General features: G+C 69.4%; 21 protein-coding genes. 11 read left to right on the top strand and 10 right to left on the bottom strand.

All coding sequences use genetic code 11. The features are described 5' to 3' along the window. Window positions 1-62: 62 nt before the first annotated feature. Window positions 63-5447 carry an IPT/TIG domain-containing protein gene (locus tag ACYVKF_RS00895; RefSeq protein ID WP_460964168.1) on the bottom strand — a complete coding sequence of 1795 codons (5385 nt, stop codon included), beginning with the start codon at window positions 5445-5447 and terminating at the stop codon, window positions 63-65. Between the two features lie 394 nt (window positions 5448-5841). Between ACYVKF_RS00895 and ACYVKF_RS00900 the strand changes: the two genes are divergently transcribed. The 3 genes from ACYVKF_RS00900 to ACYVKF_RS00910 are packed head-to-tail and all read left to right on the top strand — an operon-like array spanning window position 5842 to window position 8002. Beyond that, window positions 5842-6516, top strand: coding sequence for a response regulator transcription factor (locus ACYVKF_RS00900; RefSeq protein WP_056918738.1), 675 nt, complete (start codon window positions 5842-5844; stop codon window positions 6514-6516). A 22-nt stretch (window positions 6517-6538) separates the two neighbouring features. Beyond that, window positions 6539-7696 carry a sensor histidine kinase gene (locus tag ACYVKF_RS00905; protein ID WP_460964171.1) on the top strand — a complete coding sequence of 386 codons (1158 nt, stop codon included), beginning with the start codon at window positions 6539-6541 and terminating at the stop codon, window positions 7694-7696. Between the two features lie 36 nt (window positions 7697-7732). After that, window positions 7733-8002: a hypothetical protein gene (locus ACYVKF_RS00910; protein WP_460964173.1), complete on the top strand. Its 270-nt coding sequence runs from the start codon at window positions 7733-7735 to the stop codon at window positions 8000-8002. Between the two features lie 14 nt (window positions 8003-8016). Here ACYVKF_RS00910 and ACYVKF_RS00915 read toward each other — a convergent pair whose 3' ends face one another. Next, window positions 8017-9024 (bottom strand): cation diffusion facilitator family transporter, encoded by a 1008-nt coding sequence (locus ACYVKF_RS00915; RefSeq protein WP_460964175.1) that lies wholly within the window; start codon window positions 9022-9024, stop codon window positions 8017-8019. Window positions 9025-9304: 280 nt separating this feature from the next. Between ACYVKF_RS00915 and ACYVKF_RS00920 the strand changes: the two genes are divergently transcribed. The 3 genes from ACYVKF_RS00920 to ACYVKF_RS00930 are packed head-to-tail and all read left to right on the top strand — an operon-like array spanning window position 9305 to window position 11477. Then, on the top strand, window positions 9305-10015 hold the full coding sequence (locus tag ACYVKF_RS00920) for a glycosyltransferase family 2 protein (RefSeq protein WP_460964177.1): 711 nt from the start codon (window positions 9305-9307) through the stop codon (window positions 10013-10015). Then, the gene (locus ACYVKF_RS00925) at window positions 10012-10416 is read left to right on the top strand and encodes a DUF2304 domain-containing protein (RefSeq protein ID WP_460964179.1); all 405 of its coding nucleotides are present in this window, start codon (window positions 10012-10014) and stop codon (window positions 10414-10416) included. The genes ACYVKF_RS00920 and ACYVKF_RS00925 overlap by 4 nt, the downstream gene beginning before the upstream one ends. Further along, window positions 10413-11477, top strand: coding sequence for a glycosyltransferase family 2 protein (locus ACYVKF_RS00930; protein WP_460964181.1), 1065 nt, complete (start codon window positions 10413-10415; stop codon window positions 11475-11477). The genes ACYVKF_RS00925 and ACYVKF_RS00930 overlap by 4 nt, the downstream gene beginning before the upstream one ends. Here ACYVKF_RS00930 and ACYVKF_RS00935 read toward each other — a convergent pair. The 3 genes from ACYVKF_RS00935 to ACYVKF_RS00945 all read right to left on the bottom strand — a co-directional run bounded on the left by ACYVKF_RS00935 (window position 11474) and on the right by ACYVKF_RS00945 (window position 14940). Then, window positions 11474-12238: a class I SAM-dependent methyltransferase gene (locus ACYVKF_RS00935; RefSeq protein ID WP_460964183.1), complete on the bottom strand. Its 765-nt coding sequence runs from the start codon at window positions 12236-12238 to the stop codon at window positions 11474-11476. The two genes, ACYVKF_RS00930 and ACYVKF_RS00935, sit on opposite strands and share 4 nt — an antisense overlap. A 160-nt stretch (window positions 12239-12398) precedes the next feature. Further along, on the bottom strand, window positions 12399-13457 hold the full coding sequence (locus ACYVKF_RS00940) for a glycosyltransferase (protein WP_460964185.1): 1059 nt from the start codon (window positions 13455-13457) through the stop codon (window positions 12399-12401). A gap of 226 nt (window positions 13458-13683) precedes the next feature. Further along, complete coding sequence (locus ACYVKF_RS00945; RefSeq protein ID WP_460964188.1) at window positions 13684-14940, bottom strand: glycosyltransferase; 1257 nt, start codon at window positions 14938-14940, stop codon at window positions 13684-13686. Between the two features lie 151 nt (window positions 14941-15091). On the opposite strand from ACYVKF_RS00945, the gene ACYVKF_RS00950 reads away from it, so the two are divergent. Continuing rightward, window positions 15092-16540, top strand: coding sequence for an oligosaccharide flippase family protein (locus ACYVKF_RS00950; protein ID WP_460964190.1), 1449 nt, complete (start codon window positions 15092-15094; stop codon window positions 16538-16540). Here ACYVKF_RS00950 and asnB read toward each other — a convergent pair. Together asnB and ACYVKF_RS00960 are read right to left on the bottom strand one after the other, a co-directional pair. Beyond that, window positions 16515-18398 carry an asparagine synthase (glutamine-hydrolyzing) gene (asnB, locus tag ACYVKF_RS00955; RefSeq protein ID WP_460964192.1) on the bottom strand — a complete coding sequence of 628 codons (1884 nt, stop codon included), beginning with the start codon at window positions 18396-18398 and terminating at the stop codon, window positions 16515-16517. The two genes, ACYVKF_RS00950 and asnB, sit on opposite strands and share 26 nt — an antisense overlap. 70 nt (window positions 18399-18468) lie before the next feature. Beyond that, on the bottom strand, window positions 18469-19440 hold the full coding sequence (locus tag ACYVKF_RS00960) for a glycosyltransferase (protein ID WP_460964194.1): 972 nt from the start codon (window positions 19438-19440) through the stop codon (window positions 18469-18471). Between the two features lie 146 nt (window positions 19441-19586). Here ACYVKF_RS00960 and ACYVKF_RS00965 point away from each other — a divergent pair, with 146 nt between their 5' ends. The 4 genes from ACYVKF_RS00965 to ACYVKF_RS00980 all read left to right on the top strand — a co-directional run bounded on the left by ACYVKF_RS00965 (window position 19587) and on the right by ACYVKF_RS00980 (window position 24024). Further along, window positions 19587-20492: a DUF808 domain-containing protein gene (locus ACYVKF_RS00965; RefSeq protein ID WP_460964196.1), complete on the top strand. Its 906-nt coding sequence runs from the start codon at window positions 19587-19589 to the stop codon at window positions 20490-20492. A 131-nt stretch (window positions 20493-20623) separates the two neighbouring features. Further along, window positions 20624-21514, top strand: coding sequence for a glycosyltransferase family 87 protein (locus ACYVKF_RS00970; protein WP_460964198.1), 891 nt, complete (start codon window positions 20624-20626; stop codon window positions 21512-21514). Next, on the top strand, window positions 21511-22947 hold the full coding sequence (locus ACYVKF_RS00975; RefSeq protein WP_460964200.1) for a hypothetical protein: 1437 nt from the start codon (window positions 21511-21513) through the stop codon (window positions 22945-22947). The genes ACYVKF_RS00970 and ACYVKF_RS00975 overlap by 4 nt, the downstream gene beginning before the upstream one ends. Window positions 22948-23085: 138 nt before the next feature. After that, window positions 23086-24024, top strand: a complete 939-nt coding sequence (locus tag ACYVKF_RS00980) for a glycosyltransferase family 2 protein (protein ID WP_056916879.1) — start codon at window positions 23086-23088, stop codon at window positions 24022-24024. A gap of 3 nt (window positions 24025-24027) precedes the next feature. Here ACYVKF_RS00980 and ACYVKF_RS00985 read toward each other — a convergent pair whose 3' ends face one another. Genes ACYVKF_RS00985 through ACYVKF_RS00995 form a run of 3 tightly spaced genes read right to left on the bottom strand, consistent with a single transcriptional unit; the run spans window position 24028 to window position 26399 of the window. Then, complete coding sequence (locus tag ACYVKF_RS00985; protein WP_460964203.1) at window positions 24028-24468, bottom strand: acyltransferase; 441 nt, start codon at window positions 24466-24468, stop codon at window positions 24028-24030. A gap of 6 nt (window positions 24469-24474) precedes the next feature. Next, window positions 24475-25428: an NAD-dependent epimerase/dehydratase family protein gene (locus ACYVKF_RS00990; protein ID WP_460964205.1), complete on the bottom strand. Its 954-nt coding sequence runs from the start codon at window positions 25426-25428 to the stop codon at window positions 24475-24477. Then, window positions 25425-26399 carry a glycosyltransferase family 2 protein gene (locus tag ACYVKF_RS00995; protein ID WP_460964207.1) on the bottom strand — a complete coding sequence of 325 codons (975 nt, stop codon included), beginning with the start codon at window positions 26397-26399 and terminating at the stop codon, window positions 25425-25427. Before ACYVKF_RS00995 ends, ACYVKF_RS00990 begins: the two co-directional genes overlap by 4 nt. Window positions 26400-26412 lie beyond the last annotated feature (13 nt).

Here is a 26412-nt window from a genome sequence, read left to right on the forward strand (position 1 = left end):
TGGTGCTTCGGGTGGTGGCCGGTGCGGGCCCCAAGTGAGGGGGTGAGGCCCGCACCGGTGTCTCAGGGGGCGAACTGCGCCGAACCGGCGTCGTACCTTCTGCCGGGGTTGGTCGGCCGGTTGCGACCGTCGATGTCCGTGCCCGGAGCCACGACGGTGGTGCCGGGCAGCGGCCCGGCGGTGCTGGCGACCCCGGCACCGATCGCCACCGAGCCGGTCGCCAGGTGGTAGTCACCCAGCAGCGTCAGCGGGAGCTTCGTCGTGACGATGGCCGCCTGCCGGAAGGCGGGGTAGGCCCGTGCGGCGAGCACGTCCACCGTGAGGTCGTACGGCGACCGCAGCTTCGGGTCGGTGCTCACCCTGGTGCTGGCCCCACCGTCGGTGCCCGTGGTGGTCTGCAGGACCGAGTTGACCGGGTGGAGCTGCGCTCCCGGCAGGTCCATGACGCCCATGTCCCAGTTGTTGGTGTCGTTCGTCGTGCCGTCGGGGAGCGTGCCCCCGATCCCTCGGACCCAGCCGCCCACGTAGCTCCCGGCCCGGTTGTCCCAGAACAGGTCGTCGAGGAGGGTCGGCTTGGCGAACCCGGCTGCAGCCACTCCCGGTGCGCTGGGGAACTGGTTCGTGTTCCGCAGCCGCTTGAGGAGCGGGTCGCTGAAGCTCGCCGTCGACAGACCGGCCGCGGCCGGGGTCCCGTCGCTCGTGATGGCCGTCGCGGTAGTCAGGTTCTTCACCACCGTGTTGTCGACCACCTCGACGAAGGCCGCGTCGTCGAGGGCGATGCCCCCACCCTCGTGGGCCGAGACGTTGTTGGCGATGGTGTTGTTGGTGATGGAGATGGTCTCCGGGGAGGACTGCGAGATGTGCGACCCCGAGGTCTGCAGCAGCCTGATCCCGCCGCCGTCGTCGTTGGCGAGGTTGGCCCGGATCTGGTTCGAGTCGATCTTCACCGGCCCCGTGCCCTCGGACAGCGTGTTCGGGTCCGCAGGGAGCTCGCCGGCGATCATCACGCCGCCGCCCTCGTCGTAGGAGCTGTTGAACCAGATGGTGTTGTGGTCCACCGATCCGCCCGGGCCGTAGCCCGCGCTGGTCGCCGCGGGGTGCGCCTGGTAGCCGTAGGCCGAGACCCCACCGCCGTACTCCGACGAGTGGTTGCCGCAGATGGCGTTGTGGTCGACCGAGTAGCCGTCGCTGCCCTCGAAGAGGCCGATGCCGCCGGCGAGATTGGTGCCGCCGTTGTCCCGGATCTGGTTGTGCGAGATGACCGGTCCGTAGTTCCGGCTGTTGCCCGCGTAGGGCGTCCCGATCCGGATGCCGCCGCCGTACGAACCGCCGTTGCCGACGATGACGTTGTTCGTCACCCTCAGGCCCATCACGGCGTTGTGGGCGTAGATGCCACCGCCCTGGGCGATGAGCGCCCCGGTGGCGCCGTACGGGGTGCTGACCCCGCCCGTGATGACGTTGACGTTCGTGGGCTGGTCCACCTGGATGCCCCCGGTGACCTGGAACCCGTCGATCATGAGCGGGTAGGCGGTGGGCACCGCGTTGCTGCTCGGCGAGAGCACCGTGAACACCGCGCCGTCAGGAACCGCTCGGGCACCTGCGTACGACAGGCTGTTGAGCAGGGCGATCCAGGCTGTACCGCTGTCCTGGTCGGCGCTGAAGCTCGAGCCGTCGACGATGGTGCCGGGCACCCAGCTGCCGTTGGCGGCGAAGCCACCGGGACCGAAGCCCTGGACCTGGACCCGGTTGTGCACGATGAGGTTCTCGGAGTACTCGCCGCGGGGGTTGACCGCGGTCGCGGCCCCGGGTCGGACGACGACGAGCCAGTAGGGCGTCGCGTTCGTCGGGCGGGCGGCCTCGAGCGCGGCCTGGATCGTGCGGTAGGTGTTGGCACCGCTGGGTGCGACCTCTGCGATGCGGGGGTTGTTCTGCGTCGTCCCCGCGGCGCCGACGGCGTCGAGGACGTGCAGGGTCAGGCTGTTGGTCGCGTGCTGGCCGTTGGACGCGGTGATGTCGAGCTGCTGCGCGCCCGCGGCGGCGTTGGCCCCGACGCGGATCGTGATCACCTCGTCGGACCACGAGATGACGTTCGCGTTGGCGGACCCGAGGCGCACCGAGCCTGCACCCTGGCTGGCACCGAACCCGCGTCCACGGATGGTGACCAGCCGCTGGGCGTTGCTGTCGGTGAGCCGGACGTACACCTTGTCGACCGCGAACAGCTGGGGGGTCACGGGGTCCACGTCGCACACGGTGTTGTTGGCCACCGTCGTGTCGGGGGTCAGCACCGTCGCCGCCACCTGGGTCGGCGCCGTGTCGGTGACCGTGTAGAGGCCGGGCCAGCCCTGGAAGGTGGCGGAGATCGTCCTGAACCGCGGGTTGTAGTCCGTGTTGAGCGCGCCGGGCACACCCGGGTCGTTGCCGGTGAACCGGTACATGTTCGGGCACGGACCGGCCGGGACGGGGCAGTTGTAGGTGCCCGTCGAGGGCATGAGCGCCTCGTACATGCCGTTGAAGTCGGTGTGGGCCGTGTAGGCCAGCCGTCCCGCGTAGTCGTAGAGGCCGACGGGCACGTACGGAAGCCCCTGCGCCTCACCGTAGTTCGCGCTGCGCTTGTCGAGGGACAGCCCCAGGTCGTTGATCGTCAGGCCCCAGAAGTGGGTCGGGATCGGCACGTCGGTGAAGAGGCTGAACGTCGGTGCCGTGGTCTGTCCGGCCCGGACCGTGACGAGCTTGTCCTGGCAGGAGGGCCGGTCCTGTCCCTGGAACGGGCTGCCGCCCCCGGCGAGGAAGTCCTCGTCGGTCACGTTCACCTTGTGCAGGGGTCCGGCGCAGCCGGACACGATGCCGCCGGTCTGGGACGGGTCCTGGCTGGGAGGGGTGACCTCGGGTGCCGGCGGGTCGCCGGGGTCCGCGGCGATGGCCGGGGTGGCCGGGGGGTAGTTCTCCTGCGGCAGGTAGGTGTCGCCGGTGAAGACGTTGATGTCCTCCTCGGACGTGACCTTGTACATCGGCTTGCCGCCGACCGGGTTGTCGGGGATGTCGACGCCGACGATGTAGTCGCTGGCCGTCAGGGGCTGCGGGTGGTACCCGGCGTCCTTGAGGTTCGCGTACAGCGGAAGGTCGTGGTCGGGCGCCGGGTTGCGGTCGTCACCCACCGGGAAGAGGTTGAGGTTGGACTCGGAGAAGCCGTAGTTGCCGTTGACGGTCTGGGCCCCGTCGCCCTCGGTCGAGTCGCTCGGACCGGCCGTGAAACCCATCATCGGGGCCTCGACGCACATCCGGTTCGCGGCGGCACCCGACTCCGGCAGGGCCTGCTGGTCGGTCAGCTCGGCGCCGTTGTACTTGCGCGCCGTGCAGCCGCGCGGCGGGGCGTACTCCTCCGTGGTGGTCGAGTCCGCGAGCTCCGGCCCGCGGGCGAGGGCCCCGCGCTGCGGGTCGGGGTTGTCCACCAGGGTGCCGTCGGGACCGGTCACCTTGAGGGGGACGATCTCCTTGCCCTGGCGGCAGGTGTTCGCCTTGTCCTCGTCGGTGGTCGCCGTGCAGGGCTTGCTCGCGTAGAGGTGCACGTCGATGCCGGGGATGCCGGGCTGGTAGCCCTCGGTGGCGGCATCCGCGGGGTCGAGCTCGTTGCGGGTGACGTCGTAGGTGACCGTGCCGGCGATGCCGCCGTTCTCCGCGCCGGGGACCGGCTCCACACCCCAGTCGACGCGGCCACCGAGGCCGATGACGGGCAGGACGCTGAGGTCGACCAGGCCACCGAGCTGGGTGGTCGGCTCGGTCTCGTTCTCGGCCTGCCAGGTCACGCCGGTGGTGCGGTAGCGCGTGTTGAACGCCTCGAGGACCAGCCACTTGCTCAGGGGGTAGCCCTCGCGGATGTCGTAGCTGCCCTCGGTGTTGGTCGAGACCGTGTTGGTGTACTGGTCCATCAGGGAGTTGTCGCGCTCGCGCAGGGTGAGGCCGAAGCCCGGGACGCCACGCTCCCCCGGGTCACGGACCCCGTCGCCGTTGCTGTCGATGAAGACCGAGCCGTAGATGTGGGTGAACCAGCCCACGAGCATCTTCTGCCCGACGTCGACGACGTTGCCGCCCACGACCGTGACGTTGAAGCTCCACAGGATGTAGTCCTGGTCGTCGTCCCAGAGGGTCAGCTGGTAGGCGCCGTCGGGCACGTTCTTGATGTCGAAGGAACCGTTCGTCGCGCCACGGCCGACGTAGACCGCGGCGTCGCCCGCGCCGAGGTCGGACAGGGCCACCCACGGGCTCTTGATCGGGCCGCCCACCTTCGCCCCGGCGAACCCGGTCTCGGGGATGACCTGCCCTCCCTGGCCGCCGACGTAGGGCAGACCGGCGACGACGCTGCCCTTGACCTCGCCCTTGGGTGCCCTGGTCCCGGAGGGGAGCGCCTTGGTCCGGACGAAGCCGAACTGCACCGCCGGCACGGGCTCGGCGCCCTTGACGATCTCGGTGTCCAGACCGGTGGAGCCCTCTTGGATCCAGATGTCGTGGTCGTGCGCGCCCTCGAGCGTGGTCGTCTGCACCCACTGGTACGTCTGTCCGGCGACCGGCGCCGGCGGGGTGACCAGCGCGGCATACCGGTTGGGTCCGAGGTTGGGGATGGTGATGACGCCGGAGGCGTCGCTCACGCACTTGCCCGTGCTGCGGGTGGTGTCGACGATCGGGCGGTCGTCCGCGTCGAAGAGGATCGGGCTGGCGGCGTTCGCGGTGCGGTGCTTGTAGACCGTGCAGAGGGCGTTGCCGTAGTAGTCGACCGAGACGGGACCGAACACGTCGGTGAGGTTGGCGGTGAAGCCGGCCCGGCCCTGCTCGGCGCCCACCTCGTAGGTGCCGTCGACGGGGGCGTTGTCCTCGAAGACCTGGATCTTGATGGTGCTGAGGGGCAGCGGGGTCGGGTTCATGGCCACCGAGACCTGCTGGGTCCCTCCCGGCGTGACGGTGAAGTGCGCGCCGTCGATCTTGAAGTCCTTGGCGGTCACCGAGATGAGGTACTTGCCCGGCGGCAGCCCCTCGAGGGCCTTGGTGCGGCTGAGGTCGGTCTCGTCGCCCTGGGCCACGATCGGCGCGAACCCGCTCGTCCTGCGCGTGCTCGGCCAGGGGCAGGTGTCGGCGTAGTTCGGGTTGGTCGACCCGCCGGTCGCCCTGCTGGGCAGGCACTGGTCGGTGAGCGGGGCGGTGGCGGTGCCGGGATTGCCCGTCGCGTCCTCGTTGACGATCCACTTGTATGCCGTGACGGCATCACCCTCGTGGACGAAGCCGGCCTGCGGCCGGACGGTCCGCGCGCTCGCCACCGCGAGCGTGATGCTTCCGGGCGTCGCCGCGGCAGGAACTGCAGCCGGCGCCGCGTGCGCGACGACGGGCAGTGCGGCTGCCGGGATGCCGGCCACCATCGCCAGCAGGGCGACCACGACGGTGCGGGTGCGTGTGCGCATGAGGACCTCCAACGAGCGAGCCGGTCGAGCTGGTCGCCCCACCGGTGGGGAACACCGCCCCCGAGGGACAGACTCCGCCGCCGCTGACCGTTTGCACCCGCCGACCGGCGAACCCTCACGACTTCGTCACGACCGAAAGAGATTGCGGTCACTGGAGATTCAGCAGCGCGTCACATCCGCCTCAGGATGTCGTCATCGGGGACTCAAGCACCCGACACGTCGCCGTCATCGACCTGTCATGAAGTCGTCAGGAACCCGTCAGAGAGCGGCATCTGCTCCCTCAGGAGACGTTCAGATCTCATCCACACGCATGATTTCCAATGCCCCGACGTGCGTCATCCTCAGGCAGGAGTGCATTGCACGGCAGCGCACGACGAGGAAGCAGGGGACCTGGGTGAGCACGATCCTGGTGGTGGACGACGAGGAGAGGATCCGCGTCCTGCTGTCGCGCGCCCTGTCCGACGTCGGTCACCGGGTCGTGGGCGTGCCCGACGGTGACTCGGCGCTGACGCAGCTGCGGGCCCAGGACTTCGACCTCATGCTGCTCGACCTCGTCCTGCCGCGCACGAACGGGCTGGGGGTCCTCGACCGGCTCCCCGACCTCCCCTCGCCGCCGCCGGTGATCGTCCTCACCGGGATGCACGACGTGTCGGCGCGGGTGCAGGCGCTCAACAAGGGTGCGGTCGACGTGGTCGGGAAGCCGTTCGTCCTCATCGAGCTGCTCGCACGGATCAACCGGCACCTGGGTGCCTCCGACGTCCGGACCGGCAGCGACCACCGGTTCCTGGGCACCCCGGGCCTGCGCCTGGACACCAACCGGCGCATCGTCGAGCGCGACGACCGCCGGGTCGTCCTCAGCGAGCGGGAGTCCGCGCTGCTCGCCCACCTCATGCGGCGGGCCGGCGACGTCTGCACCCGCGAGGAGCTCCTCAACGACGTGTGGGGGCTCGACTTCGATCCCGGCAGCAACCTCGTCGAGGTCTGCATCGGCCGGCTTCGTTCCAAGCTGTCCCCCCATCCCCCGATAGAGACGGTGCGTGGTGTCGGATACTGCATCCCCAACGTTTGAGCCTGCCCACCCGCGCCTGCTGATGGGCACCTGGCTGGCGACCGCGGTCGCCAGCATCTGCGCGATGCCGCTCTACCTCGGCTTCGAGACGCTCCCGTTCCACATCGCACTCGTCGTGTTCGTGACCCTGTACGGGCTGGGGCTCGGCGAGCAGCGCCTGACGCTGCCGACGCTGGGACTGTTCTGGCTGATCAGCACCGTGCAGTTCATCCTCAGCGCGATGCGCAGCGAGATCAACTGGATCGAGACCACCGAGCTGCCGTTGCTGGCGATCCTCATGTGGATGGTCATGCACAACATCCAGCGCAGGCAGCGGGCCCTGGTGCAGGTGTGGGAGATGGCCGAGAAGGAGCGCGCCCTCAGCGCGAGCCGCGAGCGCCTGACGCGGATCACCTCGCACGAGCTGCGGACCCCCTTGACCATCGCCCGGGGCTACCTCGGCCTGCTCACCGCCAGCGAGTACCGCTCCGACCGCCTGGCCGACCTCGTCGTCGTCGACGACGAGCTGCGTCGCCTGGAGCGGGTGTGCGACCGGCTGGTCCGGGCGATCTCGCTCGAGGGCGGGACCACCCGCGAGGTGGTGGACCTCGACGACGCGATGAGGGAGGTCCTCGTCCGGTGGTCGACCATCGCCGACCGCAACTGGCAGCTCGACAGCGACGTCGGCCAGCTGGTGCTCGCCCCCGAACGGCTGCGCGCCGTGCTGGACACCATGGTCGAGAACGCGTTGCGCTACACCGGGCCCGAGGCCACGATCCGCCTCTTCGCCCGCCGCTCCGCCGGGCGGGTGCAGTTCGGGGTGGCCGACTCGGGCCCGGGCCTGAGCCCGGCGCAGATCGAGACCATCAACGGCTGGCGCGAACGACCCGCCACCGCCGTCGGGGCGGCCCTGCTCGACGACGAGTTCCGCGACGAGTACTCCCAGACCGGTCTGGGCCTGGCCATGGTGCACGCCCTGGCCCGCGTCCGCAGCGGGTGGCTCGTGGCCGGCACCTCCCGGGAGGGCGGTGCCGAGCTGAGCATCGACGTCCCCGACGCGCTGCGCCCGCACCACTCCCCCGCGAGCGCCGCCGCGCGAGCTGGGGCGGCCATGGCCTCGTGGCCGGCGCTGCCCCCTGTCCGGGGCGTGGAGCCCCTCCCGGCAGGTCGTGCGGGTGCGAGTCCGTATGGCGTGCAGTAGGAAGGACCCACACCCGACCCAGGCGAGAGGGACACCATGACCGAGCCGAGCACCCACGTCCCCGGAGAGGTCGCCGACGCCCAGGTGGACGAGACCGCCACTGATGGGACGACGACCGACGCAGCCGAGGCCGGTTCCCCCGCCTCGACGTCCGCCACCGAGGAGAAGGTCGAGCTCGACCTCGACGAGGACAAGCTCGAGGCCTGGGACGCGATCAAGAGCGACTACCAGGTCGACCCCGACGCCGAGGACGTGCCGGCCGGCACCGACGAGGACGGCATGCCTGAGGGAAACGCCCCGGGCTGAGGACCCTTGGCGGATCAGCCGGCGGCGGCCGGGGTGGCAGGGGTGGCGCCTTCGGGCGGCACCGCTGTGGCGCCCTCGGGCGGCACCGCTGACTCACGGAGGTCGATGTCCGGCTCGAGGTAGATCACCAGGGTCATGTCGGGCTCGGTGGCCCGGACGGCTGCCTCGGCGCGGTTGATGGCGTCCGCGATGGCCGCCGCGTCCGACCCGGGAGAGACCGCCAGCTTCGCGGCGACGAGCAGCTCCTCGGGCCCGAGGTGCAGGGTCTTGGCGTGGATGACCCGCTCGATGCCGTCGGTGGACGCGAGCGCGTCCTCGATGCGTCGGCGGGCCCGGGGGCTCGCTGACTCCCCGATGAGCAGCGACTTCATCTCGATCGCCAGCACGATGGCCACGGTCACCAGCAGCAGGCCGATGGCACCGGTGCCGAAGGCGTCCCAGACGCCACTGCCCGTGATGAGCGTGAGCGAGACACCGATGAGGGCGAAGACCAGACCGATGAGGGCCGCGAAGTCCTCGAGCAGCACCACCGGGAGCTCGGGAGCCTTGGCCGACCGGATGAACTCCCTCCACGACCGGCTGCCGCGCGACCGGTTGCTCTCCCGGACAGCGGTGCGGAACGAGAAGCCCTCCATGACGATCGAGGCCAGGAGCACCGCGATGGGCAGCCACTGCCAGCTGGTGATCGCCCCCCCGTGCAGCCGGCTCTCGTGGTACTTGTGGTACGCCTCGTACAGCGCGAACAACCCGCCGAGGCTGAAGAGCACGATGCTGACGATGAAGCCGTAGACGTAGCGCTCGCGCCCGAACCCGAACGGGTGCTCGGGGGTCGCATCTCGCTTGGACTTCTTCCCGCCGAGCAGCAGCAGGCCCTGGTTGCCGGAGTCGGCGAGGGAGTGCACGGACTCGGCGAGCATCGAGCTCGAACCCGAGAGCAGGAACGCGACGAACTTCGTGACGGCGATCCCCACGTTGGCGGCCAGGGCCGCAAGGATCGCTGTGGTTCCACCCTCGGCTGACATGGCCGTCAGCGTATCCGTGGGCCCGCGGTCCCGCTCGCCGCGTCCTGCCGCTCGGGCAGACCCACGACCGAGGCGTGATCCGTTCGCTCGCCGTGTCCGACTTGTCACGGTTGGTGCCGTTCGGCCGCAGTACCTCAGCCGTTCGGTCAGAACCACCGTCCGCCTCTCCCCCTGCACGGCCCCTGCTGGCACTGTGTCAAGCACGCCTCATACGCGGGCGCGGAAGTCAGCCACGGCGATGGGACCGGCGATGCACACGGGGACACCTCGAGGCACACGAGTGCTCGTCGTCGTCCCCGCGTACAACGAGGCCGCGGCCATCGCCGGTGTCGTGGCCGATGTCCGCCGGAACGCCCCCTTCGCCGACCTTCTCGTCGTCGACGACGGGTCCAGGGACGAGACTGCGGCGACGGCACGGGCTGCGGGCGCGATGGTCGCGAAGCTCCCCTTCAACCTGGGCGTCGGCGGGGCGATGAGGACCGGCTTCCGGTATGCCGCCCGCAACGGTTACGACGCGGTCGTCCAGGTGGATGGCGACGGCCAGCACGACGCCGCCTACATCCCGGTCCTGCTGGACGGGCTGGCGACGTCCGACGTCGTCATCGGCGCTCGCTTCGCCGGCAGTGGCGACTACGTCGTCCGGGGTCCTCGCCAGTGGGCCATGCAGGTGCTCGCGCAGGTCATGACGTGGATCCTCGGCGTGCGCCTCAACGACTCGACCTCCGGGTTCCGCGCTGCGGGGCCGGCCGCCATCCGCGTGTACGCCCAGCACTACCCGGCGGAGTACCTCGGCGACACGCTCGAGACCCTCGTCATCGCGCACAAGGCGGGGCTCACGGTCTCGCAGGTGCCCGTGGCCATGCTCCCCCGCCTCGGCGGCCACCCGAGCCGCGGCATCCTCGGGTCGACGATCGACCTCGCGCGCGCCTGCGTCGTCGTGGTCCTCGGCCTCGTCCGCGACTGGTCCCTCGCCCCGGACGGCGCTCAGTGACCCACGACGCCTACTGGCTGGGAGTCGCCGGCGGCCTCCTCATCGTCCTCGTCATCGTCGAGATGGTGCGCCGCCGGTACCTGCGCGGCAGGTACGCCCTCGTGTGGGTCGTCCTCGGCACCGGCGCTGCAGCCCTGGCGCTCTTCCCGAACCTCCTCGGTCGCGCCGCCACGGCGCTGGGCGTCACCGTCCCGTTCAACTTGCTGCTGTTCCTCGGCATGCTGGTGATGCTCGTGATGATCATGCAGCTGAGCTCCGAGGCGGGGCGGCTGCAGGAGCGCACCCGCGTCCTCGCCGAGGAGGTGGCCCTGCTCAAGACGGCTGTCGACCAGCTGTCCCGGCGCGACGCCTCGGCCGCTGCGTCTGACTCGCCGAGGGCGGAGTCGGTCCGCGCGACGTGAGCACCCTCAGCGTCGTCGTCGTCGGTTACGGCGACGAACCGGACCTGCCCGCCTGCCTGGCCGCCATCCGCAGGGAGCTGGCCGAAGGCGATGACGTGGTCCTCGTGGACAACGGCGTCACCGCCCTCCCCGACCTCACCGGCGTCCGGCTCGTGACCGCCCCGGGCAACGGCGGCTTCGCGGACGGGTGTCACCTCGGCGCGGACGCCACCGCCGGTGACGTGCTGGTCTTCGTCAACTCGGACGCCGTCATCGGTCCCGGAGCGCTCGACGCGATGAGGTCCGCGGTCCATGACCCGGGGGTGGGCCTCGCGACCGGCCTGGTCGTGATGGCCGACGACCCCGCCGTCGTCAACGCCGCCGGGAACCCGGTGCACTTCCTGGGTATCAGCTGGGCCGGCGGCTTTGGCGAGCCCTCGTCGCGCCACCAGGCGCCCCGCGACGTGGCCTCGATCAGCGGCGCGTTCTTCGCGGTCCGCCGCACGGTCTGGGAGCAGCTCGGCGGGCTCGACCGGTCCTACTTCCTCTACCACGAGGACGCGGACCTCAGCCTGCGGTGCTGGCTCTCCGGCCTCCGCGTGGTCTACGTCCCCGAGGCCGTGGCAGCGCACTCGTACGCCTTCACCAAGAATCCCGACAAGATGTACCTGCTGGAGCGGAACCGTCTCGTCACCGTTCTGACGACCTATCCCGCACCGCTGCTGCGGCGGGTGCTCCCAGCGCTCCTGGTCACCGAGCCACTCCTGCTCGTCATGGCGGCCCGGCAAGGCTGGGCTCGCCAGAAGCTGCAGTCCTGGCTCTGGGTCGCGCGGAACGTGAAGCCCCTTGCGGCCAAACGTGCCCGCGTCCAGGCAACGGCCCGGGTCGACTGGCGGAGCGTTGCCGCCCGGCTGGAACCTGTCGTGGTGCAGCGCAGCACCGAGAACCCGGGCGGCATGACGACCCTCAACGTCGGGCTCTCCGCATACTGGCGTGCGTTGACCCCCACTGATCACGATGCATCGACAGCGGGTGAGGTCGATCATCCACTTTGGAGGCGGCGGAAGGCCTCACCCAGCTAGGGAATCTCTTGGGCCGACGGCGTACGCGCCGTTGCCATGATGCACCACCCGTCGAGGAATCCACGCAGCAACGGCCTCAAAGGCAAAAACAACAGACTGAGAAGGGTCACGCTGTTGAATCCGGTAATGAAGACCGGCGGGAGGGTGCCAGCCGATCGAATTTCCACGTCATGGTAGCCGATACGGGTCAGCATCAGATCTAGCTCCCAAGCCGAGATGGGGCTGATGTGTCCGTAGCTCACATCTTCGTCGGCAAACTGGTGGAAGCGACCGCGGAACAGGAAGGTGGCTCTGGACAACCACGACGTCACATTGGGTGTGGTAACAAGCATTAATCCGCCCGGCTTCAGCAGCCGGTACAACTGCCGCGCATACGACCACTGATTCTCGACGTGCTCAATCACCTCAATCCCGAGAACGACGTCAAAGGCGCCTTCATTTCGATTTATGAAGCCGTCGACTGCAGCAGGGTCATCGAAGTCGAGCACTTCGAAAGGCACTCCCGGTGCCTTGAAGCCTTCGACGTCGACATCCACGGCCCGCACGTCGAATCCCCGATCCCGAAGCCGCTTAGCCAAAGCCCCTTCCCCAGCTCCCATGTCGAGGATGCGAGCGCCGGGCGTTGCGTTCGCAGAGACAACAGAAGCGATTTGGGCGTGTAGGCCCAAATCTGCGCGCTCCAACAGTCCCCCGTAGGAGCGTGGTCGCTTCTTACCAAGGTGAACCCTCGGCAGCCGATACTCACCGTGGTTATTCAGCACAGCCCTCGCCTTTCGGTCTCAACATCGAGCGCACGCTATCTCACTGAAGCGGGGATCGTGGAGCCGCGAAGGATCTCAGAACGGATGAGACCTCGACTCGTGAACCACCCGATCAACTGTCCGCGGATAACTACACCAATGCAGCAAGGGATTCAGTTGCTCAAGCCCCAATGTCATTCAGCAGCCGCGTCAAGCGCGCTTGATCTACCGAACGCGAGCAGTGGTCTTGCATCCAAGAGGTTCCACGATCAGCCTGAGCCTGCAGTTCCTGCGGATGCCTGAGCGCGGCCTCGAGCTTGTCGCGAACACGCCACGAAGGGGTCACCACCCAGGCGTCGTTGGCGCCGGCCGGCAAGGAGGTTTCAATGGTCCCGTCGGCGGACGAGAGCAGGACGCAGTTGGCGGCCATCGCCTCGAGGCCGATGATGCCGGGGATGAACTGGTAGAAGTGCCCCAGCACGATGTGCGCCTTCTCCAACGCGGCGAGCACTTCCGCGTTCGGCCGATTGCTCAGCTCGACATACTCGAAGTCGAAGCCATCCTCGAGGAGCCCCTTCACGGCAGCACGAACCAACTGGGTGCCCTTGATGACCGGCGAGGTGGGAGCGTGCACGACAACCGGGCGCGACACATCACGCCACTTGTCGGGTCGTCGTGCGATTCGTTCATCCGGGAAGAAGTAGGGGCTGGGTTCTGTAGGGAGCGCGAAGTACGACATCTGGTCGACCGTGGCGTTGAAGATGAGTTGCGCGTTTCGCTCGGCCGCAGCCACGAGGTTGCGACGGTGTCGGTCGGCAGCCGCGCTCGCGATCCCTGGTGACACCAAGGGTTCGTAGGTCGTGAGCACGTCACGTCCCAGCCTCCTGCCGAACTCGTTCATCAACGGTTGGGACCGGACCTCCGAGCCCGTGAAGTAGCAGACCACCAGTCGTCCCCGATCACGCAGGAAGGCCAGCTCCCGGTCACGACCGTCGACGAGGGACACGAGAAACCCCTCGGCGCCTACGTAGATGAAGGTGCGACGCTGCGCGGCCAGTCGACCCATCACCCACGGCGCCACCACGAGTCTGCGGACTCGGCGGTAGAGGGACCATGTCCCCCGGATGTCGAACTCGACGTCATACCGGTGGTTGTAGAGCGGGTTGGATGCGAGGTTGACCGTCGAGACATCGTCCAGGGAGGCACTCATCGCCGAGAGGAGACCGGCGATCTCCTCCATTCCCACGACGTACCCACGGGGACGACGGCCCCGAGCCGCTAGTCGGTGCAGGGAGTAACTGACTCGCACGACGACCATCTGCGCGTCGAGGACCCGCGCCAGAAGCGCACGGAACCACCGATGGTCGAGCACGTGGTCGTCCCTCCTCGTCCGGATCAAAGGTCTGCGTGCGGGCACCTGGCGGCCAGCGCGCCATGTGCGCGCCACCTTAGTTGGACCGGCCGGTTCAGCCGTGTTGATCCGCCGGTGAAGTGGACGGCTGCGTCTGGGGAACCACGATCTCGTGGAGGAATCCTGAAAGGACCGCCGCCTGGTCGCGGCGAGTCAGACCGGCAATCGCCATGTCCCCAGTAGAAGGAACAGAACCGGTCGCCCGCTTCTGCTCGATCCACGTGCCCAGCACGGCAGCCAGCTCGGTCGGGCTGTTGGCCACAGCCCCGACATCGCGCTCACGGATGAGGTCGGCCGCCACACCACCGGGGTAGCCCATCATGAGGATCGGTCGACCCGACCCGAGGTACTCGAACAACTTGCCGGTGTAGCTGCCGGCCTCGCGCGGGTCATTCCACATGAGGAGCAACTGGACGTCCGAGGTGCGCTGCAGCTCCACGCACTCCGCCCGAGGAACAGCAGGGCCCACACGGACGACGTCCTGAACTCCCATAGCCCGCGCCTGGTCGGCCAGCGGGAGCACGGTGATGCCGCGGAACGTGACCTCGAGCGTCTCCGGCCCGACGCCAAGGCTGCTGATCGCCTCGAACAGTGCAGTGGGGTCGCGCTTGCCCTGGTAGATCTCCCCCGTATACACGACTCGCAGCGGCAGCCCGGGCGTGGGGTCAGCCCGCGCGCCGGCGAACTCGTCGGCCTCGTAGCCGTTCATCACCACCTCGCACCGGACTCCGAAGTCGCGGCGCAGGTCCTCGGCGAGCGGCTCGGAGACCGTGACGGTGAACGCGACGCTCCGAAGGATCCACCGCTCCACGACCCGGTCCATGCGCCGGCGGATCGGGCCACAGAGGTAGTAGTTGCTGTTGGTCCACAGGTCACGGTAGTCGGCCACCCACGGGACCCCCCACTGCTTGGCGAGCCGGCGACCCGCGAGGTAGGTGGAGAACGGCGGGCCGCTGACGACGATGACGTCGGGGCGCCAGTCGTCGAGGTCCGACACGTGGCGCAGGATCTTCGGCACCGTGAACACACCGCGGTCGGGCAGCGCCACCCAGTGGTAGAAGACCCACAGGAGGACTCGGTAGAGGACTCCGCCCAGACCTCGACGCACCGGACGCTCGTAGTGGGTCCTCACCGCCCCGTCGGGGACGTCCTTGCCGTCCTCGGTGTAGACGGTGATGCCCGCGGGGCTTGCAGTCCGGACCGACCAGCCCAGCGCGGTGAGGTGCGTGGCGAACCGGTCCACCCGCAGGGCGCCGATGAAGGGGCCGGACGGGTCGAAGTCCGAGATGAACAAGACCTTCGCACGGGCCATGGGCGCCTCCTCGGTTACGCGCGGCGGGTGATGAGGGAGGTCGTGCACCCCCGCCGCTGCCCGAAATCATCGACGCCGTAGCGAGCGCCGTCCCCCTCACGCTCGACGGCTGCGCATATCCTAGGCGGCGCCAGCGGAAGTGAGGTCTGACGTGCTGCGCGCCATGCTTCGCGACACCATCACCTACAGCCTGCCCGCGATGCTCTCGCAAGGACTGGGCCTGGTCCTGCTGCCGATCTACGCGCGAGTGCTAACGCGGGACGAGTTCGGTGCGCTGGACCTGATGCTGGCGATCTCCCCCATCGTGACGATCGTAATGTCGCTGGAGATCCAGCAGGGACTGGCACGCCTACGGGCTGACGCGAGCGCCGAAGAGCGCCGCCGGATGACGGGCACGGCGTGGGTCACGAGCGCCGCCGGGTTCCTGGTCTTCGTCGCCGTCGGACTGGGAGCCGCCGATCCGTTGGGGACCTTGCTCTTCGGGCGTGAGGGGCTCGCCGACACCGTCCGGCTCGGCGTCCTCAGCGTGACCGCGACCGCCGTCTACAACGTGGTGCTCAACCAGTTCCGTTGGGAGCTGCGCAGCCGAACCTACGCCGTCATCAGCTCGCTCTACGCGATCGTCGCGGTCGGCCTGACGGTCCTCCTGACCGTAGTCGACCGCCTGGGGCTGGCCGGCGTCCTGCTCTCCCAGACCATCGCGGGTGTCGCAGCGACGATTGTCGGCCTGGTGCTGCTGCGGGGAAGCTGGCGGCTGGTCGTGGACCGCGCCCACCTGCGCCGCATGCTGGCCTTCTCCCTGCCCCTGATCCCGGCAAGCCTGAGCGTCTTCGTCACCCTGTACTTCAACCGGGTGGCGCTGCGCATCTTCGGCGATCTCGGCGACGTTGCCAGCTATGGGATGGCGGCACGTCTGGCCGGCTTCGTCGGACTGCTGATCGTCGGCATGCAGAGTGCCGTCACCCCGCTGATCTACAACCACTACCGTGACAAGGAGACGCCTGGCCAGCTCGCGCACATGTTCAGTGGCGTCATCGGCCTGTGCATCGCGGTCTCGGTGGGGCTCAACGCCTTCGCCGCGGACCTCACGACGGTCTTCGCCGGTCGTGCGTACCTCTCGTCCGCCCCACTGGTGGCTCTCATCGCGCCGGCACTGCTGATGGGCCAGCTCTACGTCTTCGCGCCCGGGATGGGCATCGCCCTCAAGACACGTGCCCAGCTCGGCGTGGCGGTCGCTGCCGCGGCGGTGGACGTCCTAGCCAACATCGCCCTCGTGCCGACGCTCGGCGCCCTGGGGGCGGCGCTCGCCACGGTCGCCTCGTCCTGTGCCTTCCTCGGCCTCTGGTTCCAAGTGAGCCAGAAGCATTACCCCATCCCGCTCGAGTACCGCATTCTGGCACGAGGAGTCGGCCTGTTGGCGTCGGGGTCCGTGGTGGCCGTCCTGGTGCGCAATGCGTCGCAGCCGTTGGAGCCGGTTGGGTTGGTTGTCAAGGTGGCTCTCGTCCTCGGGTGCCTCGCCCTGCTGCATCGGGCCCGGCTCTTCGAGGGCGTCCTCTCCGTGCTGCGGGTACGACCTACCGCCTCAACCGAGAGCCCATGAGCTCGTACCACCGGCTGAAGTTGAGCAACCGCCACACGAGGTCGTGGCCCATCGACGAGGACCGGCCCTCGAGCCAGTCCTGCAGCTGGGGTCGCAGCTCGTCCACGTCGACGTACTCGTAGGCGCGAGCGCCCTCGAGCCACGCATCGACATCAAGGTCGAGCGTCCTCAGCCAGTTCCGTTCCGGAGTCTCGAAGCCGATCTTGTCCCGGCGGTCCAGCACGGCGTCAGGGACGATCCCCCGCATCGCGGCCCGGAGCAGGCGCTTGGTCTGGCCACCGGGCGAGAGGAGGTAGTCCTCGGGCAGGGTCAGCAAGAACTCCGCGAGGTCGACGTGCAGGAAGGGGACCCTGCTCTCGATGGAGAACGCCATGGAGTTCCGGTCCGCGTGCCGCAGCAGCGCCTCGAGCCCCCTGTCGGTGAGGCCATCGCGCAGCACGGTGGCGAGGTGTCTGCCGCGCGGAGGGTCACCCAGCAGGACGCCGGCGCTCCGCACGTCGAGCCCATCGGGGCGCCGCATCACACTGTTGCGCGTGGACGCGAGCCGGACACGGTCACGTGAACGACGCGGGACGACCTGAGCCGCGGTGGCCATAGCCAGTCCGCGGGGTGTGCGGCCGGGCTCGGCCATCCAGCCCTTGGCGAAGCGCGCGACGTCGCCCAACCGTCCTTGCGAGAGCAGGCTGTGGACGCGATATCCCGGGTACCCCGAGTAACCGGCCAGCAGCTCGTCAGCCCCCTGGCCGTCCAGCGTCACGGTCACCCCGGCGTCGTGGGCGGCACGGAACACGCGGTACTGCGCATAGATGCTCGAGCTGGCGAACGGCTCACCCTGGGCTCGGACCACGTCGTCGAGGTCGCGCAGCATCTCCTCCGGGGTCGCCACCACCTTGTGCGGGACCGCGCCGACGTGGGCGTTCACGATGTCGACCCAGCGCTCCTCGTCGACCGACGAGTCGCGCGCGACATAGGAGAACGTGTGCAGGTCGGTGCCGGGCTCGAGGTGGCGGATCGCGCCGACGATCACGGACGAGTCGATCCCCCCTGAAAGGGCGGTACCCAGCGGCACGTCGCTGCGCAGGTGGAGGCGGACGGAGTCCAGGACGAGCTCGCGGAGCCGCTCCGCCGCCTGCTCGAACGACAGGTCGCGACGTTCCTCCACGGACGGCCACCACCACCGCTCCTGCTCGGAGGCCCGACCCGCTTCGACGTCGATCACCATCATCGACCCGGGCCGCAGCTTCGAGACGCCGTCGACGAAGGTCTCCGAGGACTCGTCGTAAAACCCGAGGTGCAGGTAGCGGTACACCTGCCGGTCGTTCACCCGGAAGGGGCGTCCGACCAGGTCGATGAGAGCAGGAAGCTCCGAGGCGAAGGCGAAGATCCCGTCGACCTTGGTGTAGTGAAAAGGTTTGATGCCGAAGGGATCTCGGACGCAGGTGAGGGTCTGCTCCAGCGTGTCCAGCACGGCGAAGGCGAACATGCCTCGCAGCTTGGGCAGGCACGCCCGACCCCAGTGCTGCCAAGCCACGAGCAGGACCTCGGTGTCGGACTGCGACACGAACGAACGCCCTTGAGCTTCCAGCTCCGCGCGCAGCTCCCGGTAGTTGTAGATCTCGCCGTTGAACACCAGCACGTAGCGGCCGTCCTGCGTGGCCATGGGTTGGTGTCCGCCGGAGGTGAGGTCGATGATCGCCAAGCGGGTCTGCCCCAGGACCACCTCGCAGCCTCCGACGTCACGCCGCTCAAGACCGAGGTCGTCGGGACCGCGGTGTTTGAGCGAGCCCAGGGCCACTTCGACAGCACCGACCCCACTCGTCTGACCAGGTCGACGGCACACCCCGGCGATGCCACACATGTCGTCCTCCCCGTCGTCGATCGCCCTCCGGCCACACTCTTGCAGACACCTACGGCTCGGAGACGCAGGGTCAGCCAGGTCTTCCTTGAGCGCCGTCGAGGTTCCTGTGGCGCCACCGCGCCGCAGCCGACGTCAGGGCGACGCCCTCCAGGACTGTGACCTCGCGACGGGCCACGGCCCGAAGGACCGCGCGGACCAGGACCCCCGCCGGAGCCCCTGTCGCCACTGCTCGGGCCACAGGGGCCAGCTCGGGCGGCAGCCGACGCTCACGGACTGCACGCGCCATCTCGACCCGCCACACCCAACGGTCGCCGACGTACTCGTCCACGAGTCGCAGGGGGCCACCGGAGACCCGAAGTCCGTCCATCGCGTCGCGCCAGGAGTGACGACGCGGCTCGCCGATCACATTCTCACGGTGCTGCACGTAGTCCTGCACCACGCGGTCGATCTGGACGATCCGGCCGCCAGCGGCCGCACAGACGGCGAGCCAGTGGTCATGGATGGCTGCGTCGTTCCCCGGTGGGAACGGCAGTGCCGCGGCCACGACAGCTGGCCGGAAGACCGCCAGGCTCCCTGTGACGTGGTTGACGAGCAGTGTCGATGCAAATCCCCCCACCCGTCGTTCGGTGGTCCCCGTCACATGCCCGTCCTCCACGAGACGGGCCCGCCCCACCACAGCAGTGACCCCAGGTGCCCCCAGAGCCGAGAGGAGGGCCGTCAGCTTGGTTGCGTGCCAGTCGTCGTCCTGGTCTGCAAGCGCCACCCAACCCACCTCGTTGGTGGGCACGAGAGCCAGAAGCCTCTCGAAGTGACGGTAGACACCGACGTTCTCGTCGAAGTGGTGGACGTGGAAGCGACGGTCCTCGCCTACCAACGCCACCACAAAGGCATGGGTTGCGGGGTCGTGTCCGTCGATGCCGACGTGGCAGGTCCAGTCCGTGCACTCCTGGCCTTGCAGCGATCGCATCTGCCGCTCGAGCAGAGCGTGGTCGGGGCGGTGGACCGCCATCACCACGGCGCCGGGCGTCGAAGGCTGGGTCATGGCACTCCGGGGTCACAGGACACGGACGTCCCGAACCCTACCGGTGGCGGGGTCCGGCGCCGGAGCGACGCGGGCGGCCACGGGTAGTCTCCTTGCGTGGCCGCACCCATGCTCCTGTCCGCATCCCTCCCGACCGTGAGTCCCTGATGGCCGGCGGACTCTTCGCCCTCCTCGACGACGTCGGTGCCGCCGCTGGTCGTGCCAGCGCCAAGGCGGCGGGCGTGATCGTCGACGACACGGCGGTCACTCCTCGCTACGTCGAGGGCATCGACCCGAAGCGGGAGCTGCCCGTCATCAGGACGATCGCGATCGGCTCCCTGCGGAACAAGCTCCTCTTCATCCTCCCCGCGGCCTTGCTGCTCAGCCAGTTCCTTCCCTGGGCTCTCACCCCGCTCCTCATGGTCGGTGGCACCTACCTCTGCTTCGAGGGCGTCGAGAAGATCTGGGAACGGCTCGCCCACCACGACGAGGCGGGAGTCCACTCCGGTCATGAGCGGGTCGCGGACGAGAAGCAGATCACCAGCAGCGCGATCCGCACCGACTTCATCCTCTCCGGCGAGATCATGGTGATCTCGCTCAACGAGGTGAAGTCCGAGCCGTTCGTCAGTCGCGCGGTCATCCTCGTCGTGGTCGCCCTGGCCATCACCGTGCTCGTGTACGGCGTCGTGGCGCTGATCGTGAAGGTGGACGACGTCGGGCTGCACCTGTCCCGGTCGGGGTCCAGCGCCGGTCGGAGCTTCGGGAACGGTCTCGTCCGCGCCATGCCACCGTTGCTGTCGACCCTGTCGGTGGTCGGTGTCGCCGCCATGATCTGGGTCGGTGGCCACATCCTCCTGGTCGGCCTCGACGAGCTCGGTCTCCACGCGCCATACGGGTGGGTGCACCATGCGGAGGAAGCGGTGCACGACGCCACCGGCGCCCTCGGGGGCGTCCTGGGCTGGCTCACCAACACGGTGGGGTCGGCGATCCTGGGCCTGGTCGTCGGAGCGGTCGTCGTCGCGGTCGTCCAGGCCGTCCACCGGAGTCGGGGCGGGTCGGCCGCCGGGCACTGAGCGCGACCGGGAGGCGACCCGCCAACCCCGACCCGCCAACCCGGACCCGCCGACCCGGACCCGATGGTCCCTTCGGACAGATGTGGGGCCGTGGATCCCTCCTGCCACGCCTGTACCGCGATAATCCTGCGGTGACCTCGGACAGCACCCGACTGCGCGCCTTGCTCGTGAGGTGCCTGGTTGCCGTCCCCGTCTGGCTCGTCGCCGCCCTCACCGTGAACCTCTCCGTCGAGCTGGTGCGCCGCCTGGGGCTGGGCTGGGACTCCCACGCCTACTGGCTGGCCTGGCACGGACCGATGTACGACGCGGCACCGAACACCGTCGACGCCTACCTGTACAGCCCCGCCTTCGCCCAGGCCTTCTGGCCCCTGGCCCAGCTGCCGTGGCCGGTGGCCTGTGCCATCACGGTCGCGGCTCCCGCTGGCGCCCTGGCCTGGCTCCTGCGTCCGCTCGGGGCCTTCTGGGCCATCCCTCTCTGGCTGATCGGCCTGGCGGAGACGTTGTCGGGCAACATCTTCTGGCTCCTGGCCCTCTGCGCCCTCTGGGGCCTGAAGCACCCGTGGTTGTGGGCGGTCCCGGCCCTGACGAAGGTGACCCCGGCACTGGGCCCCGTGTGGTTCGCGGTTCGTCGTGAGTGGCGCCAGCTGGGCGTCAGCGTCGGCGCCACGGCGCTCGTGGTGGCGGTGTCGTACGCCATCTCCCCCGAGCTCTGGTCGCAGTGGCTGACCTTCCTGACCGACAACGCCGGCGGAGCAGGCCACGGCCTGGGGTCGGCGTTCTCCCTGCCCCTCGTCGTCCGCCTCCCCCTGGCCCTCGCGCTCGTCGTCGCAGGAGCGCTGACCGGGCGCCGGTGGCTGCTGCCCGTCGCGATGGTCGTGGCCACACCGGTGACGAGCATCGCCTGCTGGGTCGTCCTGGCCGCCATCCCACGCATCCAGCGGGACCGGCACCAGCGAGACCAGCCCGCTCCCCTGGCCGCGCGCGTGCGGGATCGCGTGCAGGGCGCGGCGAACCGACCGTGAGCGGCGCCGGCCCGCAGACGGCAATTCATGACACCGAGCTCGACGTCCAGCGATCCTCCGGCATGGTGCGGTGGGCTCCCCTGGTGGCGTTCGGCGTCCTCCTGCTGGGCCTGGCCCGCCATGCCGGTTCGGGCATCTCCGACCCCGACACCCTGTGGCACGTCCTCGCCGGCGACCACCTGTGGGACTCCCACCAGTTCGCGGGCCCGGACCCGCTCTCGCGCTTCACGGTCGAACCCTGGGTGCTCAACCAGTGGCTCCCCGAGCTCGGTATGGCGCTGGCGAACCACCTCGGCGGCCTCGCCGCCGTCAGCTGGGTCACCCACGTGGCCCGCGTCGGGGTCTGCCTCGTCATCTTCGTCGCGTGCCGCTCCGTCGCCGGGCCGCTGGCCGCCGCCTTCGTGGCCAGCGCCGCAGTGCTCGGCACGGCCGACAGCCTCAGCCCCAGGCCGCAGCTCGTCGGCTTCCTCCTGCTCGGTGTCGTCGTGCTCGCCTGGCTGCGCACCGCAGGGGACGGACGGACCCGCTGGTGGCTGGTGGCGGTCATGTGGCTGTGGGCGTGCTGCCACGGCACCTGGGTTGCCGGGGTCACCGTCGGTGCGGCGGTGGTCGTCGGACTGGCCATGGACCGCAGGGTGTCGCGCCGACACCTGATCCGCTTGGGGTCCGTCGTCGCCGCCGGAGCTCTCGTCACCGCGGTCACTCCGCTCGGTCCGAGGTTGTACGAGAGCTTTGCGACGGTGCGGGCGGTCAGCCCGTACATCCTCGAGTGGCGGCTGCCCACGCTCACCAGCCCGTCGGTCGTGGTCACCCTCGGGCTGGCCCTCGCCGTGCCCCTCCTGTGGTGCGTCGCCCGCCGGCGCCCCGACCGGGTCCAGCTGCTGCTGTGGCTGGTCGGGGTCGGCTGGGGTGCCAGCTCGATGCGCACCGTGGCCATCGGCGCGATCATCCTCGCCCCGCTCGCCGCGCAGGCCCTCGACACCGCCCTACGCCGTCCACGCACCGCGACGACGCGGTCGGAGGCCGCGGTGGTGGCCGGCGCCGCCGTGCTCAGCATCGCGCTCGCCGCGATCCTCGCCGTCGGCGGTCCGTCCGACCCCCAGAAGGTTCCGGCCGCACTCGACACGACGCTCTCGTCGCTGCCGGCCGGCACCGTCGTGTGGAACAGCGACCTGCTCGGGGGTTGGCTGATGTGGAGCCACCCCGACCTCGCCCACACCTCCGACACCCGAGCCGAGCTCTACGGACCGGTCAAGGCGCGCGACTACCTCACCGTGATCGACGCGCGCCCGGGGTGGGAGGACCCGTTCGACTCCGTCCACCCGGCAGCAGCCCTCGTGGAGGAGCGCTCCGGGCTCGCGACGGCTCTGCAGTCACGTGGCTGGAGCGTCTCCGGTCGCGACGCCGGCTATGTCCTGCTGCTGCGCGGCTAGGGGTACCGAGCAGCACGACCGCGCACCATCGTCCGTTCGGTCAGGGCCGAGCAGGGTGAACGTCTGCATGTGGTCCGCGGCTGTTCCACCCCGTCGACCCGGACCCTAGATTCGCAGTACTGCCAATCTGGAGGACCCATGTACCGAGGACTCACCGTCGCCGTGGTCGTACCGGCGCACAACGAGCACCTCCTCATCGGCCAGACGGTCCGCACCATGCCGGAGCTCGTCGACCACATCATCGTCGTCGACGACGCGAGCAGCGACGACACCGCCGAGGCCGCCAAAGCCGTCGGCGACTCCCGCTGCCAGGTCATCCGGCTCCTCGAGAACCAGGGCGTCGGCGGCGCCGTCCTCACCGGGCACGAGACGGCCCTCGCCCTCGACGCCGACGTCTCGGTGGTGATGGCCGGCGACGCGCAGATGGACCCCGACTACCTCCCCGCACTGCTGGACCCGATCGCCTCCGGGCAGGCGCAGTTCACCAAGGGCAACCGGTTCTACGGCCGCGGCTCCTTCGACGGCATGCCGCGTCACCGTGTCGTCGGGAACCTCGCCCTGTCGTTCCTCACCAAGGCCGCTTCCGGCTACTGGAACCTCTTCGACCCCCTCAACGGCTACACCGCCATCAGCCGCGAGGCGTTGCAGCGCCTCGACATGCGGCACGTGTCGCGCCGCTACGAGTTCGAGAACGACCTCCTGATCCACCTCAACATCCTGCGCGTGCCCGCGGTCGACGTCGCGATCCCCGCGAAGTACGGCACCGAGGTCTCGGGCATCAACCTGCGCAAGCAGGCGCCTCGGGCCCTCTCCCACCTCGCGAGGGGCTTCTGGACCCGGATCTGGTGGAAGTACGTCCTGCAGTCCTTCTCGGCGGTGGCCCTCATGCTCTTCGGCGGGCTGGCCCTGACCGGGTTCGGGCTTGCCGTGAGCGCCTGGACGGTCGCGCACACGCTAGGCCCGGCGACGGCGAGCGCCGGCACCGTCGTCCTGGCGATCGCTCCCCTGCTCAGCGGGTTCCACATGCTGATCCACGCCATGGTCCTCGACATCCAGGACAACCAGAACGCGCGCTGACGCTCAGGACCGGCGGTCGACCCGCCGCCCGGTCGTGGGGTCCACGGGGCCGACCAGCCGTGCGGGCGATCCGACGACCATCGAGCAGTCGGGGACGTCCTCGGTGACCACGGACCCGGCCCCGACGATGCAGTGACTCCCGATGGTCACTCCCATGAGCACGACGCTGTTGGCGCCGATGAAGGTGTGGTCCCCGATCACGACCGGGGCCCGGTCGACGGGCGTGGCGCCGGCACTGGCACAACGGGCTGCCGACGAGTGGGTGTAGATGTGGGCCCCTGCTGCGATGTCACACCCGGCACCGATGGTGAGCCCGCCGGACCCGTCGATCAGGCAGAACGGCCCGATCCAGGTACCGGCCCCGATGACAGGATCCCCGACGAACCACGCCAGCTCGTTGTAGCCGTTGTCTCGCTGGACGGCCCGTGGGGACACACCCGGCATGCGTGGTCAGCCGCCGACCGTGGCGTGCTTGTGCCAGTCCAGCACGCTGCCGATGCCCGCCTCGAAGTCCACCGTGGGGAACCACCCGAGGGTCTGCTCGATGAGGTCGGTGGACGCCTCACGCTGGGTCACGAGGACCTCCCGGGGGCGGTAGATCGGTGCAGCGTCGGTGCCGAGCGCCCGCAGCAGGGTCAGTGCCAGGTCGGCGATGGACGTCTGCACACCCGTGCCGACGTTGAGGGCCTGTCCGGTGGCCGAACTATCCAGGGCCATGCCCACGGCGCGGGCCACGTCGACGACGTGCACGAAGTCCATCGACTGGTCGCCCTTGCCGTCGATCACCGGTGGTTCGCCGTTGGCGATCCGGGTGAGGAACGCGTTGACCACGGACGTGTAGTAGGCGTCTGTCGGCTGGCCCGGCCCGTAGACGTTGAAGAAGCGCAGCGCCAGCCACGACATGTTGCTGCGCCGCCCGTAGAAGTCGAGCATCTGCTCACCGGCAAGCTTGGCGATGCAGTACGGCGTGATGGGGGCGAGCTTGTCGTCCTCGCGCATCGGCATCGTCGTGGGGTTCCCGTACACGGACGCGCTGGACGCGTAGACCATTCGACGGACCCCTGCCCGGGACGCGGCGTCGAAGACGTTCTGGGTCCCCATGAGGTTGACGTCGAGGCTCTCGGTCGGGTCGGCGATGCTCTTGTTCATGCAGACGGCGGCGAGGTGGACGACGGCTTCGACGCCCAGGGTGGCCGACTCGACCATGTGGGCGTAGCGGACGTCGCCCTCGACGACGTCGACACCGGGAAGGGCCGCGACCTCTGCTGCGGTCGCCGTGTCGCAGCGGTAGCGGTTGTCGAGGACACGTACCTGCCACCCCCGTTCGAGGACGTCGCGGACGACGTGCGAGCCGATGTAGCCCAGTCCCCCCGTGACCAGCACCGTGCTGTTGCGCGACTTCATCGGTGTTCCTTCGCTGTCTCGTGCGATCTCTCGACCTGCTTCACGACGTACAGGGGTCGCCGTCGCACCTCGTCCGCGACCCTCCAGACGTACTCCCCCATGACCCCTATGACGACGAGCTGGAGGCCTCCGAGGAGCAGGACGACGACGAGGATGGTCGGCCAGCCCGACGGCGTGCTAACACCCAGGAGGCTGCGGACGACGAGCACCGCGGCATACGCGAGGCCCACGAGGGCCGACACGACGCCGGCATAGCTGGCAGCCCTCAGCGGCATCGAGGAGAAGGCGAGCAGGGAGTCGGCCGCCAGCTTGACCATCTTCCGCACGGTCCAGGAGGACCGCCCCTGGGTGCGGGGCAGCTGGTCGTAGGCGACCCGGGTCTGGGTGTAGCCGAGCCAGGCCACCAAGGCCATGATGTTGCGGTTGTGCTCACCGAGCAGGTTGAGCTCGTCGATCACGGACCGGTCGAGCAGCATCCCCGACGGCCCCTCGGCGGGGTAGTTCGCGAGGTCGGCGTACCGGGTGAAGGCCCATGAGAAGAGCTTGGAGGGGAGCTCCGCGTGCCAGCGGCGCGACCTGGTGCGACGCACCCCCCAGACGACGTCGGAGCCGTTGCCCCAGTGGGCCAGGAAGTCGGCGACCAGCTGGAGGGGTTCCTGCGCATCGGCTCCGAGGACGACGGCGCAGTTGCCGGAGCACTGCCGCAGTCCCGCCGTGATGGCGGCGTGCGACCCGAACGTCCGGGAGAGCTGGACGACGGTGACCCGGAGCTCCTCCCGGACCGAGGACAGAAGACGTCCCGCCGTGCCGTCCGAGGAGCCGTCGTCGACGAGGACGAGCTCGAACTCGTGCTCGGGGTGGGCGACGGCGAAGGACCGCATGCGCTCGACGAGCCCGGACATGTTTCCGGACTCGTTCAGGGCGGGGACCACCACCGAGACCAGGCGGCGGCCGGACGGGAGGTCTCGCACGGGCGACATTGTG

The organism is Pedococcus soli, from assembly GCF_054782575.1.

Bases quoted from the DNA above. Each gene is read 5' to 3' on its own strand.
- ACYVKF_RS00905 (WP_460964171.1), top strand. From the start codon at position 6,539: ATGGGCACCTGGCTGGCGACCGCGGTCGCCAGCATCTGCGCGATGCCG.
- ACYVKF_RS00960 (WP_460964194.1), bottom strand. From the start codon at position 19,440: ATGACCCAGCCTTCGACGCCCGGCGCCGTGGTGATGGCGGTCCACCGC.
- asnB (WP_460964192.1), bottom strand. From the start codon at position 18,398: ATGTGTGGCATCGCCGGGGTGTGCCGTCGACCTGGTCAGACGAGTGGG.
- ACYVKF_RS00895 (WP_460964168.1), bottom strand. From the start codon at position 5,447: ATGCGCACACGCACCCGCACCGTCGTGGTCGCCCTGCTGGCGATGGTG.
- ACYVKF_RS00980 (WP_056916879.1), top strand. From the start codon at position 23,086: ATGTACCGAGGACTCACCGTCGCCGTGGTCGTACCGGCGCACAACGAG.
- ACYVKF_RS00985 (WP_460964203.1), bottom strand. From the start codon at position 24,468: ATGCCGGGTGTGTCCCCACGGGCCGTCCAGCGAGACAACGGCTACAAC.
- ACYVKF_RS00990 (WP_460964205.1), bottom strand. From the start codon at position 25,428: ATGAAGTCGCGCAACAGCACGGTGCTGGTCACGGGGGGACTGGGCTAC.
- ACYVKF_RS00915 (WP_460964175.1), bottom strand. From the start codon at position 9,024: ATGTCAGCCGAGGGTGGAACCACAGCGATCCTTGCGGCCCTGGCCGCC.
- ACYVKF_RS00910 (WP_460964173.1), top strand. From the start codon at position 7,733: ATGACCGAGCCGAGCACCCACGTCCCCGGAGAGGTCGCCGACGCCCAG.
- ACYVKF_RS00965 (WP_460964196.1), top strand. From the start codon at position 19,587: ATGGCCGGCGGACTCTTCGCCCTCCTCGACGACGTCGGTGCCGCCGCT.
- ACYVKF_RS00945 (WP_460964188.1), bottom strand. From the start codon at position 14,940: ATGGCCCGTGCGAAGGTCTTGTTCATCTCGGACTTCGACCCGTCCGGC.
- ACYVKF_RS00940 (WP_460964185.1), bottom strand. From the start codon at position 13,457: ATGGAGGAGATCGCCGGTCTCCTCTCGGCGATGAGTGCCTCCCTGGAC.